Raw genomic sequence first — 17,635 nt, 5'->3', positions numbered from 1 at the left:
ACAGTTATGAAAAATTGGCGAATAAAATATTCCGATTTATCGCATTTCAACAATCAAGATTATAATAATTAAACCACGATGTGAAACATCATAAATAGCAAAACAGACGCGAGAAAAATCGCGTCTATTTTGCTATAAAAAAACTATAAAACCCTTCCCGCTAATCGATGTGCTGACATTGGCTTATGATTTTCTAATCCTTTTATGTAAACCTTTCCGCCGCTAAACTGATAATCATGCTTAAAATGTTCTAAATTTTCCATTACAGAATGATCTACAAGTTTTGTTTTTTCTAAATCTATGGTAATATTTAAACCTTCGGGGATAGCCTCTAAAACTCTTTTAATCCCTAAATAATTCGTAAAAATTGCCGATTTATCAATTTCAACCAAATAATCATCGCCTATATTAGACACCACAGTAGGCGCTTTAAAAAATGAGCCTATCGGTACGCCATTAATTAAATGGATTATCATTTTTAAAACCATACCCGCTACAATTCCTATTAATAAATCTTCAGCAAGAGTAACAACTATTGTTACTATAAATATTAATAATTGCTCCTTCCCTATTTTTAAAACATGTTTAAATTCTCGTGGATGTGTTAATTTTATACCAACCGCCACTAACATTGCTGCTAATGCTGAATTAGGAATCATTTCTAATACTGGGGCTGCTACTAATAAAAATATCAGAATAAAAAAACCGTGAAAAAAATTTGCCCAGCGTGTTTGTGCGCCGTTGGCTACGTTTGCTGAACTACGTGCTACTTCCGATATCATGGGTACTCCGCCTAAAAATGCCGCAATAGTATTCCCGATACCCACGGCAATTAAATCTTTATTCATATCCGATTTTCGCTGGTGAGGGTCTAGCATATCTATTGCTTTTACAGTCAGTAACGACTCTAAACTTCCTACCAAAGCAAACATAATTACATATTTTATAAATATTCCTGTTTGAAAAACGCCCGCAAAACTTGCGTTAATATTCAAATTATTTAATAAACTTCCTACCTCTAATAAGGCGTATGATGGCTCTGTATTGGCAAAATCCATAAAAAATTCAGCAGGAATAGCAAAAATTAATACAACCAATGCCGCTGGAATCATTTTAATTGTTTTGTTTTTTATACCTGGCCACAGTAACATTATTAACAAACTTACCACGCCAATTAAGGCAGCTTTAGGATCTAGGTTTTTTATAAAATAAGGGATGTTCCAGAGTAATTTTAAAGGACTCATTCCTTTTGAAATATCTGGCGCATCATTTAATAATACAGGAATTTGTTTTGCAATGATAATAATACCAATAGCGGCAAGCATTCCGTGAATTGCCGACAACGGAAAGAAATCAGCAAGTTTACCTAGCTTTAAAACACCAAAAATAATTTGAACTAAACCTGCAACAACCATTGCTCCAAGAGCTAGTTTCCAGCCTAAAATAGCATCGCCATGACCAAAATCAGACACCGAGCCTGCAATAATAACAATAAGCCCAGCAGCAGGACCTTTAATCGACAAGCGAGAACCCATAATCAAACTAACCAATAAACCGCCAATAATAGCAGAAATTAATCCCATAATTGGCGGAAAATCTGCCGCTTTTGCAATTCCTAAACTTAACGGCAATGCCAATAGAAATACAATAAAACCCGAAATAGCATCGGCTTTAAAGTTTTCTTTAAAACCCGCCCAACCATCCGCAGGAATTTGTTTTAATTTTTGAGTCTTCATTATATATGTTTTTAATTTAAAATTTATTTTAATTATTTCTTTAAGCCGATCTTCTAGCTTCAGCATTAGACCATTTGTGGTTAGGTCCTAAAAATATTCTGGCGTAAATTCTCATTATCGAAATACCTGATACTACATAATTGATGGCAAGCATCCCCATAAAAAAAGGTTGATTTATACGCACATGAGAAAACAGTAAATCTTCGCCTAAAAATGTTGTGGTAATAGGAAAACCCCCTAAGGCAATTGCGCTTATTAAAAAAATAATTGCTTTGTATTTATGCTCAATAGAATGCCCGTAGTAATCGTCTAAACTGTATTTTTCTTGCTTTGCTAATTTGTACAAAACAACAAGCCCTACCACTCCCGATACAACCACACCAGAGAGGTAAAAAACAATTTCGATATACTCAAAATGTTCATTGAACGATATTGCTAAGGCAATTAAAAAATGGTTAAGAATTAATAAAATCCAGGCGCCATACGGATGCTTTCGAATGGTAAATGCTCGCAACACAAAAATTAAGGCAATTAAACCAAATACATCGGGTAAATACTGTTTAAAAATAAAGTGATCATACTCATAAAAAGATAAAATATATCCTGCTACGCCTCCAATTGAAGCAAATAGTATAAGCGCCGTTTTGGTATTTAAATTAGAAAATTTATCGCCTAATTTTTTAAAAGGAAACCACAAATAGTTATAAATATAGGTATCCATATGAAATTCTTTAAGCCCGAAAACATACAAGGTGTTGTATAATTTTTTTTGCCAAGCACCCATCGGTTTAAAACTCTTTTGTTTATAATTAAAAAACTGATCTCTTAATTTATATGTTACAATAGAAGGGCTAATTAATAATTGATACGAACGTAAAAAAGCATTTCCTGTTAAATGTAATAAGGCTAAGGTTTCAAAGCCCAATGCTACTTCCACCATCATAATTCCTATTTGAGCAAGAGACGAATAAGCAATTTGACCTTTAATTGAAAATTGAACCCTTGCAATCGTTGTAGAAACAAGTGTTGTAACCAAGCCTAAGAGTATTACATTAACCTGAATAAAGGGTATGTGATGCCAAAAAGGATAGGTTCTTAACATCAGATAAACACCAATATGAACAGCAATCGAGCCATAAAAAATAGAGCTAGAAGGTGTTGGTCCTTCCATAGCTCTTGGCAACCAAGATGAAAAAGGAAATTGCGCCGATTTAATTGAAGCAGCCAACATAATCGCAAAAGAAACCATAATAGCAACACCCATATTTCCAGCGATATGATTTTGCACAAATTCAGGATTTAACAACTGTATAAAAGTTACATTTTCATGAAATAAATGATGCATAAACCACATAGCTAATAAAATACCGATGTCTGCCAATCGATACATTGAAAATACTTTAAAGGCATTTCTAACAGGCAAATACCTATCTCGATAATACGCAATTAATAAAAATGATGACAATCCTAAAATTTCCCAACCGATAAACATGGTTTCAAAATTTCCTGAAAAAATAATTACCTGAACACCAAAGAAATACAAAATCATGGTGGTAAAATACCGCTTAAAACCATTGTCTTTATGCATATATCCTCGGCTGAACATCGCAATCATAAAGGTTAGCGTACTAGACATCATTAAATAAGTTGCGGTAACTTTATCGAATAACAAATCAATAAAAAAGCTATAATCACCTGTACTATAAAGTGTTATTTCTTTAATATTTAACGTATTTTGATTAAAAAGTAGCCAATAAAAAATAAAGCCAATTCCAAAAAATACTTGAAGCCCTGCGGGAATAGCCATTGATAAAAAAATACCTTTTTCATTTTTACTAGGGATGATAAGGCTTACTATAAATCCTAAGAAAGGAATTAATAGAAATAAAGGTAATAATTGTTCCATTGTGCGCTGCTTAATTAAATTGATGAATAGGTAAATTATTAGAAGAACTTTCAATAAATCGCTCGAAATTCTCAATTTTAGGAACCACCTTTTGAATCGGATGGTATATTTGAAAACTGCCATTTACCAAAATATAAAGCTCCTTATTAAAAGGATTGTAAACCGCTAATTTCATCCAACCTTTATCGTACCATCCAAAAGTATCAGGATTTGCTTTGAGTACTTTGAGTACTATTTCTGGTTTTTGTTCTACAATTGTCAAAATGCGTACTGGATCATGAACATCAATCATTTGATATGGCAAACCAGGTCTTAAATCACCCTTTACGCCATTGGCTACCGAATACAATCCCATTACATTTTGTGGTAATTTTGAACCTGCACCAAGCTTTTCATTATCTACAGTAGAAAAAAAATATTCTAAGTTTATTCCGCCTGCAACCCCTGTTCCTGCACTTAGTATATTGGCTAAAAGCGCTCCATCTGAATCCGATTTATAATCATAAGAATTTAAAAAAGCTCGCTGATCTAAAAATAAATTTCTAGTTAAATTTCGATGTCCCACAATAAACAACGCATTGTTTGAATGATTATACTCAGGACGAGGTTCAAAAAGAGATAAGGCTCTTTTTTTAACAATTTCATGTACTTTTTTAGGTGTTTTTTTTGTGTTAATTAACAAAAATTGACGCGCACGTTCTTTGGCATTCATCGCTAACCCTGCTTCAAATTTTTCTTTATTTTTTGCATGTGCTGTAGCCAATATTTCAGGAATCAATTCTTGGTCAAAATAGTCAAAAGTATCTTGGGTAGTATCGTGATATGCCCCTACAAAATGAGTGCTTTCAGGAATTATTATACCCTGTTTTACAAGCGCTTTTCGCAGGTCTTTTCGGTTTGCCATTTGAGCAAATAACCGAGCGTTTACCGTACTTGGTCGCCCTGCACAAGCACCACAGTTATACCCAGCAAAATAGGGGTTATTTGTACTACTTCCGCCATGACCAAAAAAATAAACTAAGGGCATAAAATTTTTAGTTAACCCTGTATTAAACAGCTCTTCTTTGACTATTTTTATCATTTCTGATAAGGTAAATCCTACAATTAAATTATCTTCTAAATCATCTTTTTTATCCTTTAAATTATTTTTATTTTCATAAATTAAGGTTGAATTATAATCCATGTGATCGCTTTCGGCGCTATACTGTCCTACACTTTTCTTCGGATTAAAAATATTAAGTAATAATTTAAAGCTAGACCAAAATCCAACGGTTTGAGAAACTATAAATCCAACAAAAAAACCGTGGGTATTATTATTAAAATGTATATCAGTTTTAAATGTTGTTTTTCTATTTACTTCTTTAATTAAGTGCTTTGGAGATGCCGATGAAGGGCAAATCTGAGTCGCAAACTTCGCTTTTTCGGGTTTAAATTTTGCTAAAATATTAAAATGAGCAGGTGTTCCAAAAGTTTGACATTCAGGAAATAAAAGCTCAATATTTCTTCGGATACTCTCTTCTCTGTCGTCAATACAAAAAAATGCTTGTGTTTTTATCGCTGTTAATTCTTCCTTTTTTGAATATTTTATTCCCGCCAAAACTTGGTCGTGAAACATCAATTCAAATGAGGTGTGCCATAATTCTAAAACCTCCCAGTAATCAGTAGTTTTAACCTCTCTAAAAATATCTTCAGGCGCAAAATCGGCACCGATTGCTAGTGGTCTAAAATTTTTATTTACCGATAATTCTAAGGCTTCAAGCTCTAGTAATAATTCTAAATAAATAAATTCAAACAACAAAATTGGACGTGCTGCATACAGCGCATCAGGTTTTTTTTCAATGGCACAAACCATACCCGATATTCCTGGATGTGTGTATTGTTGATCTAGCAAATATTGCTCATAATAGCGCTCATCACCTACAATTAAACACAGTATATCCGACAATGATTTCTCTTTTTTATAAAGAAGTTTTATGGCTCTTTTTGAATTAAAAACCTTTGCATAGCTATGTTCTTGAATTTCAATAATGGTGTTCAGTAAACCATCTGCTTGCTTAGGAAATCCTTTAATTGCAATTCCTTGATCTAGGTAGGCGTTAATAAGTCGAATTAATTTTGGGCGAACCATTGCATCCATATCGATGCTGTAATCGCTTTGCCAATGTGCTCTTAATTGTCCAATTCTTGGATTTATAAAAATAGGTTCTTCCAAGTTGAACATCTTTTTACGCCAATCATCAATTTGATTTTTACCTTTTTTAACGGTAATTATTTCATTGATAATTTGATCGTTAATTTCGCCATTTTTATACTTTTTTCTATAATTAGATAGCGGTAATAATGTTCGATTACCAAAAATATTAGAAGAAACTCGTAGTGCTTTAAAAAATTCTAACTCTTGAAAAGCGTGTAATGTATTATGATGCACAAAATCTTTTAAGGGTGCTTGTGCGGGTAAAAAGTGCTTGAGCTGATGTAACGTAAATGCTTCATCAAAAACGGCTTTTTTTGTAGACATTTTTGTGTATTTATATTGAAAATCAATGTATTTTTATAAAAACCACCAGCAACCACCATGATTTAAAAGAAGTTACAAGGAGTTGAAGTATTGAAATTCAAAAAATTATGAAAATTAAGAAGATAAGCGGTTAAGAGCCTGTTTAAATTTTATCTAAAAAAAATTATCCCTAAAAGTAAAAAACAGAACCATCAAAGGGGTTTTATTTCAGTTTTACATACTGATTTGTGGCAGTTTTTTACTTTATTGCGATGCTGAAATAAATTCAGCCTAACTTTTAAAGTATTTAAACAGGTCTAAAAAAATAAGAAGAATGTAAAATTTGAATTAACAAGGAATTTTTAACGAACAATATTCAATATACTTTGCATTTTTAGGGGTGAAAACACAAAACTCAAAATCAATAAAAAGAGGAATATAATAATCGTGAAAAATAAATGGATTTTTTGGTTTTATAAAAACAGTATTAGCACCACCAGAAGAACTTCCTGATTCTATTGTTTTTTTTTCAGATAATGCCGATACACTTTCTAGTTCAGTTTCTTCTTCAAGCCATTTATTACTTAAATTTTCAGTAGTATTGCAAGGAATAAAATTACCCAATAGCATCGCTTCCGAAACCTCTGGTATCAGAAAAAAAACAAGCGCTATTATAATATATTTTAAATTCACTCTCTAAAAACAAAATACTAAACAAGGTACAAATGTAACAAATATTACATTTAAAAATAACATTTATTACATTTATTGATATATTTTAATGATGAAAAATTTTTTTACACAGTTTGATTTCCAAAGTAATCTCTTATTTGAGGGCTTAAGAAAAGAAGATTTACAATTATTAGCGACTGTTTTAGAGCCTTGGCATATTAAAAAAGGTGCTGATTTATTTATTGAAAATGCGATTCCAACAGGGATATTTCAAATTAAAGAAGGACGTGCTAAAAAATTTAAAAAAGGATTTAGTGGCGATAATCAAATATTTTATATTTATACAGCAGGTGATTTATTAGGATACCACGCTTTATTAGGCGAAGAGCGTTATCAGGATTCTTGTCAGGCGCTAGACGATGTGGTTCTTAATTTTATTTCTGAAAAAAACTTTAGAATGTTACTCCACAAAATCCCGACTCTTAAAGAAGCTTTCATCAAGAATATTAGCCATGAGTTTGGGGTGCTAGCAAACACAATTGCCTTGCTAGCTCAAAAAGATCAAAATGCCCGATTAGCAATTTTTTTAATATTACTAGACCATAAATTCAACCCTGATAAAGAACAAAATAACGGTATTGATTTAACTAGAGATGATTTGGCAAATGTTATTGGTACCTCACGAGAAAGCTTAGGGAGAAGTCTTAAAATTTTTAAAGATAATAATTGGATTACAATACCTAAAAAAATCATTTATATTAAAAACAAAACAGCCCTTTTAAATTTTTTAAATTTAGATTTGACTGCTTTGTAGTCTTGTACTTTTTTAAATATGAAAAATGCGATAAATTACGGCGTTACATTACGCGTTCATCTGCTTTATAAGCACCACGTCTATGTAAAATCCATTGGGCTTCATCTAGTGGATTTACGCCTTTATAATCTCGGTGTGTTCCTTCATTTTTAGGGCAAACATCATAGCCAGAAAATTGCAAACGCAAGCGTAATTTCCCGCTAGATATCGTATTTAATTTAATGCTAAAATCTAAGGAAGTAGCTACAGGAATTTTTCCTTTTAAACTAAAGGTATCGCCTGAAAATTGTGGCGTATCAAAAGTAGCTCTTCGGGTGCTTAATTCAGAGGCTACTTTTCCTAATAACGTCTCATTTGCCTTTATTTCAAAACTTAAAATTGGTTCTAATAAATGCGTTCCCCCCTTTTTTAAACCTTGCATAAGCCCCATCGGAGTTGCTAAATTAAAATCACCAGGGCGAGAATGTATATTATGGTCTTGCCCTTTTATAAGTGTAATTTTTACATCGGTAACCTCCCAACCTAAAATTCCTTGTGCCAATGCTTTTGGAATGGTTCGGGCTATTTCGTTTTGATATTTTATATGCACATCATTTTGAGAAACAATACTACTATAACTAACCCCTGAATTTAACGGCGCAGGCTCGATTAAAAACGTCATAATTGCCCAACAAGGTTTTGGCATCCAATAACGAATATAACCTTCGGCTTTTTTACTGATGGTTTCTTTATACACCACTTGTGGGTTAGTAAAAGTTGCCGAAATATCAAAACGTTCTTTTAAAACATGGGCTAATATTTCAATTTGCATCTGCCCCATTAACAGCAATTGCAATTCTTTTTCTGCTTTAAACCATTTGAATTTTAACGAAGGATCTTCGCTATCTAATTGCTCTAAAGCTTGTGCCAAGGCATTATAATCTTCATTTTTTTCAGGAATAACCTCAACGGTAAGCACTGGAATATGCAATTGCGGAAGTGTAGGTATTTTATAAGGGTTTCCTAAAACATCGCCTGCTTTTGTTCCTAAAACTCCTGTAATTACACCAATATCGCCTGCTTTTAAAACAATATTATCAACATATTTTGTTTGTTCTAATTGCTTGGTTTGATTTATTTTTGTTTCTAATTTCTGAGTATAATTGTACACCGTTATTTTAGAAGATAATTCGCCTGAAAAAACTTTTACGTGTGCCATTGCCCCAAAAACCTTATGATGTTCTAACTTAAAAACATAGGCTGAAAGTGCTGTTTCTGCTATTTTTTCTGATGATGCTATTTCTGTTTTTTCTGATATCGGACAAAAAGCGATAATTCCATCTAACAATTCGGTTACACCCAAGTTATTTTTAGCAATTCCTGTATAAACAGGTGTAATTTTTGCATCAATAGTTAAATTTCGGATGCTTTTTAAGTAGGTTTCATCAGTTATTTTTTCATCATTTAAAAAAGAGACTAGTAAATTTTCGTCCGTCTCTACTAAATGTTCAATTGTTTTTTCTCTGATATCTGAAGTTGTCACTACTGCTTTATCATCCGAAGAAATATTAAAAATCGCCGAAATATTCGCCTCTAGCAAACCATCATTTTCAGAAGTGTATAACACAACAGGTTTTACTTTTAAATCGGTTTCTAATTGCGTAATTACCATTTCGGCATCGGCTCCTTGCCTATCTATTTTATTGATAAAAATAATGGTCGGAATTTGTAATTCTTGTAAGGAGTCCCAAATATTTAAGGTGTGGGCTTGCACGCCTTCTACAGCAGAAACAACCAAAACAACAGCATCAACAACACAGAGTGCTCGCTCTACTTCACTCGAAAAATCAACGTGACCAGGTGTATCAATTAAATTAATTTTAACGCCTTTCCAATCAAATGACGTGGTCGCAGCTTTTATAGAAATACCACGTTCTTTTTCAATATCTAAGCTATCAGTACTTGTTGAACCTTTATCTACACTTCCAAGAGTTCTAATTGCTCCTGAATTATATAAAAAATGTTCTGTTAAAGTTGTTTTACCTGCATCCACATGCGCCAAAACTCCAATATTTATAGTTGGTTTATTCATTAAATTTGATGTGATTTTTAAAAAGCACTTATTATTTTAGTTTCATAATACCTAAAACTATTTTTTAATTATTCCGATTGTGCTTCATTTTTATCTTCTATAATTTTCTTTGTTATTTTTGATGTTTCTTTTTTAACAGATTTTATTTTCTTTTTTTTAGGCATCTTATCTTTAATACGTTTTTTTTGTTCGATAATTATTTCCATAAAAGCCGTATTAAAAGTGTGTTCTTTTGCTTCGTTAATAAAATATAAAGCCTTTTTATATTTTTTTAATTTCTCATACAAAACTGATTTTTTAGCATATAAAACAGCTTTATCAGCACCTTTTACAGTTAAAGCAAAATCTATAAAATCTTCAGCTTCTTTAATATCTTCATTCCATAATAGTGCATTTATAAAAGGTTCATATACCTCAAAAGCATTAATTTTAATAGCTAATACTTGTTTAAAATATAAAATAGCTTCTGTGTAATCATATAATTTTTCACTATACACACGCCCCATTAAAGTTAATGCCATGGTATTTTCAGCATCATAAGACAGGGCGTAATTTAAAGCCTCCATAGTTTCTTCTGTATCGTAATGAAAAGAATCTAATGCTTTAAAAACGTAGTTATTTGGTACTATTCCCATTTGTTTCTTATTTATATTTCTTTAAAAGAAAACTTATTTTAATTATTCTATTTGTTTTCGTAAATCAATTTTTAACTGATTTCTTTTTGATTTAAAAGATGTTTTCTTTTTTTGATTTTTAAAATCAGTACCTGCAAAGATACGCACAGGATTTCCTCTTTCTAAATCTAAATGATTTTTCCATGCCGTTTTTACAGCAGATTTTAATTCAATTGTGCTATGCTCTTTAATTTTCTCTTTTAATCGTTCAATTGCTATTTTTTTATTTTGATGTTGTGAACGACTATCCATCACCAAAACCTGAATACCACTTGGTATATGTTTTGCTCTTATAGCAGAACTTACTTTGTTTACGTGTTGTCCACCTGCACCTGAACTTCTAATTGCTTGAAATTTAATTTCAGTATCAATAATTTTTTTTTGCTGATACTCCTCTAATTCGTAACAACCAATAAACCAATTTTTACGTTTATGAAATTTTCTAATTGTAGATGTTCCAACCCATTGAATAGTTCCTAACCAATCTTTTAAAAATACGGCAAGTTCTTTTCCTTTAATTTCGATACTTACTGATTGTACAGTACCGTTTTCAATACCATCCTCTTTATGAAGAATTTGATACGTACATTTAGTACGCATCAATTCTTTTAAAAACATTTTTAATACTTTTGCAACTACCCATGCACATTCAGCAGGACCTTTTGCAGCAGTAAATTGTATTATTTTTGTGTCCATATTATTTATCCATTCTTACAATTTTCGGTGTAAATGTTCCTAACACCTCAACTAATTCTTGTTGATTATTCATTACTTTTTCAATATTTTTGTACGCCATCGGTGCTTCATCAACTCCGCCACCAATAAGACTCACGCCATTATTTTTCAACTGTTGCTTCACCTCGCTTTTTGTAAATTTCTCTTTACACTTTCTACGAGAAAACAAACGCCCTGCACCATGAGAAGCCGAATTTAAACTTTCACTATTTCCTAAACCTCTAACGATATAACCTGGCGCAGTCATCGACCCAGGAATAATTCCTAATTGTCCTTTATTTGCAGGAGTAGCTCCTTTTCTATGCACAATTAATTCCTGTCCATTTATTTGTTCTTTCCATGCAAAATTATGATGATTTTCAATTGTAGCAATCGCCTTTGCTCCTAACAACTTTGCGATACGTTTATGAATATTATCATGACACGCTTTCGCATAATCACCAGCTAAATTCATTGCCAACCAATATTCTTGTCCATCGTGTGTATTTAAATCTAACCAGGCTAAATGTTGCACATTTTTTGGTAATGGACATTGCTTTGTAGCTAAATACGTATAGTGTTTTGCGATATTTGCACCTAAACCACGGCTTCCACTATGCGTTAATAAACCAACATATTCGCCAAGTGGTAAACCGAACTCATTTTTTTCATCTGTAATTGTTACAATTCCAAATTCTACAAAATGATTCCCTCCTCCCGAAGTTCCTAATTGTTTGTATGCTTTATTTTTTAAGCGTTTTAAAAGCGGAATATCCTGAAATTCTGAACGTTCAAATATTTCATGGTCGTGTTTTGTATTATGAGTTTCATACATTCCGAATTTAGTATGTTCAGATAATATATTTTCTAACTGATATACTTTTCCTTTTAAGTACGAAGCCTTTACAGGATATACCGTTAAACACATTCTACAACCAATATCTACGCCAACGCCATACGGAATTACAGCATTTTCTGTAGCTAAAACTCCACCGATAGGCAAACCATAACCAGCGTGTGCATCGGGCATTAAAGCACCTTGAACGGCTATCGGTAATTTTAAGGCATCATATAATTGATACTTTGCAAGCTCATCAATTTCATTTTCACCATAAATAGAAAAAGGCGCTCGGGTATTTTTTAGTTGATGAAATTTTACATCAACAGGTTTTATTAATCCTTCGACCACTTTTCCCCAAATTGCATTTCCTTGAAATTTTTCAGGCGATAAAAGTACCTCCTTAGCTTCTTCTAAAATACGTTCTTTCTTTTCTTTTTTACGATATCTATTTATTTGCCCCAATGCAATATTGATACTATTATTCTTCGGAAAGCCTAATTTTATAAGGTCTTTTCCTTTTAATTTATTTCCCATTATTTAATTTTGAGATGTTTTTATTTAGAAGTCAACTTTTGATTGATTTCTTTAATAGTTTTCTATTTTGAATAGAAATATAAACTTCGAAAAAAATTCAGGAAATAAACTCCATAAAAAAAGTCCGAAATTTTTAAACTTCGGACTTTTCATATATATAATAGTGCTTATTATTTATAATGAAGAAAGTCGCGAAGTAAACAAGAAAAAGAACCTAGCTCTCTTTGTATGTTTTTATTTTTTGAATATTTAAACATTGTACTTCGTTTTTTTAATATTAAAACCTCTCGTTGGTAAATCATTAGTTAACGATTCCTAAAAGTTTTATTTCAATATTTATTTTGTTGCATAATTGCGGTGCAAACTTATAATGATTTTTTGAATCACACAAACAAAAATTAATATTATCTATCTAAAAATCAATTAGTTAGATGCAAGTGATTTAAAATTAAACACTAGTTTCCCTCTCCACTTTTTGCAGATTATTTAATAGACTGATACCTTGTTATGTATGTTTTTACTAGACTATTTTAAAAGAAGAAATTCAGGATAAAATTTTCCATAAAAAAAGCGTCCAAAAAATTAATTTTGGACGCTTTTACTATTATTTAAAAGTTATATACCTAAAACATCAACTTAAAAAGTCGCAGTTTAGCGCCCGATTTATGTGATTTGAATAAGTTCATAGGTTTAATTTTTGTTTTTTATTTATAAAATATAAAAGCATCTTACTGCCTTATCAATTGTTGTTGTCTTAAAATAATGCCTATGGCATTGTTAGTATTTCTACTATTTTTCCATACACATTTTTAGTCCATCCATTTATTTTACCACGATTATTACCTATTTGTAATCCTCTTTTATCATTTTTACCTTTTACAAGATGTGTAAAGCAGTTTCCACGAACTTTACAATAAACAATATCTCCAACTTCGCAGGCTTCCCAATTAATAGGTTGTAATTTTACGGGTTGTTTCGATTTTAATAGTGGTAACATCGAATTACCAGGTTCTTTTGAAATAATAGTTTCTCCAGCATTTAATTTCTGAATTTTCCAATTCATATTTTTATATTTTATAAATTATGTAACGCAAAATTGAATTACATATCTCATAATATAAAAAGAACCTTTTTTATAATGAACTATCGCAAAGATGCGATAATTAACCTATTACCTCCAAATTTAATTTTTAAGCATTAAAAAAATCAATAAATTACCTGCGTCTGTACGGGATATGATTTAACGTCTTCTTTTTTTCCAAGGTGCATTTTTTTGCCAATTTCCCGCCATAATACAACCATAAGGCAATACTTCATCAATTACTTCGCCTAAACCAAACTCTTTCATTTGCTTACGTACTGTTGTAGCGTTTTTATATGCTGATGGCAATTCTGTAATATCAATTTCATCAGAAAAAAAACGAACATCTAAACCTTTTGTTTCTTCATCAAAAATTTCTTGAACTGTGCCTATTTTGCTTTTTTTATGTTCGGTTCTACTTACATTTCTTCCTGCTCCGTGTGGTGCAAATCCTAAATTATTTTCAGTTGTATTTCCTGATACAATTAAAACTGGCTCACTCATATTTAACGGAATTAAACGTGGTCCTGTAATATCGGGCATAAAAGAATCATCTAACGGAGTTGCGCCTTTTGCATGATAAAATAAATCACCCTTTTTAAAAACAAAATTATGTTCGTTCCAAAATCTGTTTTCTTTTTTAATATTTAATTTTTCTAAAGTTGCGTTATGTAATACTTCATGATTTAACTTCGTCCATTTTCTGATGATTTGCAACGCCTCCCAATAATCTTTACCTTCTTTGGTATCAAAAGGAATCCACGCATTTTGTTTTAAAGTTTTTGGTGATAATTTTTTTCTGAATTTTTCAGCAACCTGCATTCCATTACGATATAAATTAGCTCCAAAACCTCTACTTCCATGATGTGTTACCAACATAGTATTTCCTGTTTTTTTCGATTTCCCGACAAACAAAAAATGATTTCCATCTCCTTGCGTTCCTAAATGACTTCGAGCCACTGAAATAGCTCTTTGAGTATTTAAAAATGAATTTCCTTCAATCTCGGCTAATAAATCCATCGGAAAACGAAATTGAGAATCTCTATCTCTTCCTCCTGCTCCAAAATGAGTAATTGAATGTGCTGCGTTTAAAACATCCTTCGGATTTATCTTTCCAAAATCTGTAAGCATTACCGAACAACAAACATCTGCACTATGCATTCCTGGATGAATAGCATTTTTAGCCACCGCAACACCACCTACAGGAATTGTTCCTGTTCCGCCAGTAGGACAAGCATCTGGCATAATAACAGCATTTACAATAGTAGGCGTTTTTACTAAGGTTTCCATAGTGTTAACTACTTTTGCTACGTTAATTTCTTCCAATTCGTTTTCTGCTTTTATATTTATTTTAACAGCAACAGGATTTTCTAATAATGGAATTGTTGGAGGTGCTTTAAACTGCTCTAAATAAGCTACTACTTCTTCTTCTGATAAATTATTAATATTGATATATTCCATAGCTTCGGGAAACCATTTCCCTGAACTAAATCCCATTTCAATTAATTTTTTTCCTGTAATTTTCATGTTTTTTATTTATTTTGATATTATTCAAATCAACTGATTTATATTCTTTTTATATCTTTTTCTTAACAACACTGCAAATGTTACACACAAATGCGCATTCTTTTTGCGCAGTAAATATTATTTGCTATTTTTATTGAATATTTTTATATAAATTTTATAAAATGGACTTAAAACAACGATTTTATCAGCTTGTTAACAGTTATACAAAAAATCAAAATTTAATCAATAGTTTATGGAGTGCTATTGCTATTCGATATGCCGAAAATCATAGAACTTATCATAACTTAAACCATATTACCGAAATTTTTAAAGCTTTTGATACTTACAAATCAAAATTAGAAAATCCTGATATTGTTGCTTTTTCAATTTTTTATCATGATATTATTTACAGTATTTATAAAAAAGATAATGAAGAAAAAAGTGCACTTTTTGCCTTGCAAGAATTGACACCGTTAAATTTTTCATTAAATACTTCTCTATATAATAATCATACTTTTTTAGATGGTATAAAAAATCAAATTATAGCTACAAAAACACATACAGCAATAAACAACGATACCAAATGGCTACTTGATTTTGATTTAGAAATATTAGGAAAATCTTCAGAAGTATATAAAAACTACACAAAAAAAATTAGAGAAGAATATAAATTAATACCAACCATATTATATAAACAAGGACGAAAAAAAGTGTTGCAACATTTTATTGATAAACCTTTTATATATAATACCGATACCTTTATAAATTTATATGAAAAACAAGCAAAACTAAATTTAAGTAATGAATTAAAATCATTGTAAATTAATACGTTGACAAAAATCATTCTTAAAAATAAATCACAAAAAAGAATTATATAAAATGGCTGCAAATAAAAATGCACTTATCCGATATAAAACAATTGACGAATGTTTACGAAACAATATGAAACGCTGGACACTAGTCGATTTAATTACCGCTTGTTCCGATGCCTTATACGAATATGAAGGTAAAGATGTACACGTAAGTAAACGAACTATTCAAGCAGATATTCAATTAATGCGAAGCGATAAATTAGGATATAATGCACCCATTGAAGTATATGAACGTAAATATTATAGGTATTCAACTACCGATTATAGTATTAAAAATATTCCGATTACAAATACCGATGTAAAAATTATGAATGAAGCAATTCAGGTATTACGTCAGTTTAAAGATTTTTCATTATTTAAAGAAATGGACGGTGTTTTACAACGTTTGGAAGACTCTGTGTATGCTTCTCAAAAAACAAATAAAGCTATTATTCATTTAGAAAAAAATGAAAAATTAAAAGGTTTAGAATATATTGACCCTATTTATAATGCCATTCAAAATAAAAAAGTATTACACATTACCTATAAATCATTTAAGGCTTTAACAGAAAGTAAAATGACTTTACATCCGCAGTTATTAAAAGAATATAATAATCGTTGGTTTGTTTTATCGCTTTATAAAACAAAAAATATAACCTTAGCTCTCGATAGAATTTTAAATATTACCATTGCAGAAAATAACAGCTATAAAGATTTAAAAATTAATGGCGATACCTATTACAAAGATGTAATTGGTGTAACGGTTTCAAATACCCGTGCACAACGTGTTCAGTTTTGGGTCGATGCTATAAATGCACCGTATGTTATTACCAAACCTTTTCATAACAGCCAACGAATAATTAAATATACTGATGATGGCGGAGTTATCTTTAATATTTTAGTTCAAATAAATTATGAATTAGAACGCTTAATTTTAGGCTTTGGTGATGCTATTGAAATTCAAAAACCTGAATTTTTACGCAAACGAATAATTCATAAATTAAATAAAGCTGTTAATCATTATATTGAAAAATAAATGCAATTATTAGACGCGATAAATCGAGTCTCTACAATAATATTTCCTGTAAAATATCTCGTTTTTTTTCTAAAGATACAAGGGCTACTATTAATTTTAATTCTTCATGATAGGGTATGTTTTGTAATGAGTTTTCTAAATGTACTTTACGTAATGTTATCCATTTGGCATCATTAATAGTTATTGATTCTTTTCCCTTTTTTTTTGCAAGTAATACCGTACAGGCTTGTAAGCCTCGTAAAATTACTGCTCGTTTTTTTTGTACCGATTCTAAAAGTTGTTTTTTTTTATAAACTTCTTTATTTGCAATTTTTAACATTCGTTCTAAAGGAGCTTTTGATTTTAATCTTTCTATTCCTAATAAATTAATAACTTCTGGCAATTCATATACGTCAGTTTTTAATGCCAATGCCTCATGCAAAACAAGTAGCTTGTTTAATTTATCTAAAGAATACGTTCTACGGCTTACAGACAATGAATAAAGTGTATGGTAAGACATCCCTACATAATTTGCAAACGCTGTAAAAGAACAACCAAAATATAATTTTAATATATTTAACATTTTTCGAAAATTTTTTAATCTTATATAATACTTTACTGTTTTTTTGTACAAATTTTTAAATCTACTTTTAAAAACTTGTACAACACTTGTACAAATTCCTAAATCTACTTTTAAAAATTTGCACAAACCTGTACAAATTC

Annotated in this window: 14 protein-coding genes; 3 read left to right on the top strand and 11 right to left on the bottom strand. The window is 30.8% G+C overall.

Annotated features, from left to right (window positions below; all coding sequences use genetic code 11):
* Nucleotides 1-143 precede the first annotated feature (143 nt).
* From ABNT14_RS04790 to ABNT14_RS04775, 4 genes are all read right to left on the bottom strand, one after another.
* Complete coding sequence (locus ABNT14_RS04790; protein WP_101901733.1) at nucleotides 144-1,736, bottom strand: SulP family inorganic anion transporter; 1,593 nt, start codon at nucleotides 1,734-1,736, stop codon at nucleotides 144-146.
* Between the two features lie 40 nt (nucleotides 1,737-1,776).
* Complete coding sequence (locus tag ABNT14_RS04785; RefSeq protein WP_101901735.1) at nucleotides 1,777-3,642, bottom strand: proton-conducting transporter membrane subunit; 1,866 nt, start codon at nucleotides 3,640-3,642, stop codon at nucleotides 1,777-1,779.
* 10 nt (nucleotides 3,643-3,652) lie between these two features.
* Nucleotides 3,653-6,160, bottom strand: a complete 2,508-nt coding sequence (locus tag ABNT14_RS04780; protein WP_101901737.1) for a YbcC family protein — start codon at nucleotides 6,158-6,160, stop codon at nucleotides 3,653-3,655.
* Between the two features lie 327 nt (nucleotides 6,161-6,487).
* Entirely contained in the window at nucleotides 6,488-6,832 is a 345-nt protein-coding gene (locus ABNT14_RS04775) for a hypothetical protein (RefSeq protein ID WP_101901739.1), read from the bottom strand.
* A gap of 91 nt (nucleotides 6,833-6,923) precedes the next feature.
* Here ABNT14_RS04775 and ABNT14_RS04770 point away from each other — a divergent pair, with 91 nt between their 5' ends.
* Nucleotides 6,924-7,625, top strand: coding sequence for a cyclic nucleotide-binding domain-containing protein (locus ABNT14_RS04770; protein ID WP_101901741.1), 702 nt, complete (start codon nucleotides 6,924-6,926; stop codon nucleotides 7,623-7,625).
* Between the two features lie 43 nt (nucleotides 7,626-7,668).
* Here the strand turns inward: ABNT14_RS04770 and ABNT14_RS04765 are convergent, their stop codons facing one another.
* The 6 genes from ABNT14_RS04765 to ABNT14_RS04740 form a co-directional block, all read right to left on the bottom strand.
* Nucleotides 7,669-9,696: a GTP-binding protein gene (locus tag ABNT14_RS04765; RefSeq protein ID WP_101901742.1), complete on the bottom strand. Its 2,028-nt coding sequence runs from the start codon at nucleotides 9,694-9,696 to the stop codon at nucleotides 7,669-7,671.
* 68 nt (nucleotides 9,697-9,764) lie between these two features.
* Nucleotides 9,765-10,331 carry a tetratricopeptide repeat protein gene (locus tag ABNT14_RS04760; protein ID WP_101901745.1) on the bottom strand — a complete coding sequence of 189 codons (567 nt, stop codon included), beginning with the start codon at nucleotides 10,329-10,331 and terminating at the stop codon, nucleotides 9,765-9,767.
* A 42-nt stretch (nucleotides 10,332-10,373) separates the two neighbouring features.
* Nucleotides 10,374-11,066 carry a peptide chain release factor H gene (gene prfH, locus ABNT14_RS04755; RefSeq protein WP_101901748.1) on the bottom strand — a complete coding sequence of 231 codons (693 nt, stop codon included), beginning with the start codon at nucleotides 11,064-11,066 and terminating at the stop codon, nucleotides 10,374-10,376.
* 1 nt (nucleotide 11,067) lies between these two features.
* Nucleotides 11,068-12,459, bottom strand: coding sequence for an RtcB family protein (locus ABNT14_RS04750; protein ID WP_101901750.1), 1,392 nt, complete (start codon nucleotides 12,457-12,459; stop codon nucleotides 11,068-11,070).
* Nucleotides 12,460-13,225: 766 nt separating this feature from the next.
* Nucleotides 13,226-13,522 (bottom strand): phage repressor protein, encoded by a 297-nt coding sequence (locus ABNT14_RS04745; protein ID WP_101901753.1) that lies wholly within the window; start codon nucleotides 13,520-13,522, stop codon nucleotides 13,226-13,228.
* Between the two features lie 177 nt (nucleotides 13,523-13,699).
* Entirely contained in the window at nucleotides 13,700-15,067 is a 1,368-nt protein-coding gene (locus tag ABNT14_RS04740; protein WP_101901755.1) for an RtcB family protein, read from the bottom strand.
* A gap of 161 nt (nucleotides 15,068-15,228) precedes the next feature.
* Between ABNT14_RS04740 and ABNT14_RS04735 the strand changes: the two genes are divergently transcribed.
* Both ABNT14_RS04735 and ABNT14_RS04730 read left to right on the top strand, forming a co-directional pair.
* On the top strand, nucleotides 15,229-15,867 hold the full coding sequence (locus ABNT14_RS04735) for an HD domain-containing protein (protein ID WP_101901757.1): 639 nt from the start codon (nucleotides 15,229-15,231) through the stop codon (nucleotides 15,865-15,867).
* A gap of 58 nt (nucleotides 15,868-15,925) precedes the next feature.
* The gene (locus ABNT14_RS04730; RefSeq protein ID WP_101901758.1) at nucleotides 15,926-16,933 is read left to right on the top strand and encodes a helix-turn-helix transcriptional regulator; all 1,008 of its coding nucleotides are present in this window, start codon (nucleotides 15,926-15,928) and stop codon (nucleotides 16,931-16,933) included.
* 31 nt (nucleotides 16,934-16,964) lie between these two features.
* Here the strand turns inward: ABNT14_RS04730 and ABNT14_RS04725 are convergent, their stop codons facing one another.
* Nucleotides 16,965-17,495, bottom strand: coding sequence for a hypothetical protein (locus ABNT14_RS04725; protein ID WP_145993553.1), 531 nt, complete (start codon nucleotides 17,493-17,495; stop codon nucleotides 16,965-16,967).
* Between the last annotated feature and the right edge of the window lie 140 nt (nucleotides 17,496-17,635).

This window comes from Tenacibaculum dicentrarchi, from assembly GCF_964036635.1.
Lineage (GTDB): Bacteria > Bacteroidota > Bacteroidia > Flavobacteriales > Flavobacteriaceae > Polaribacter > Polaribacter dicentrarchi.
This window is presented reverse-complemented; position numbering and strand designations above follow the sequence as displayed.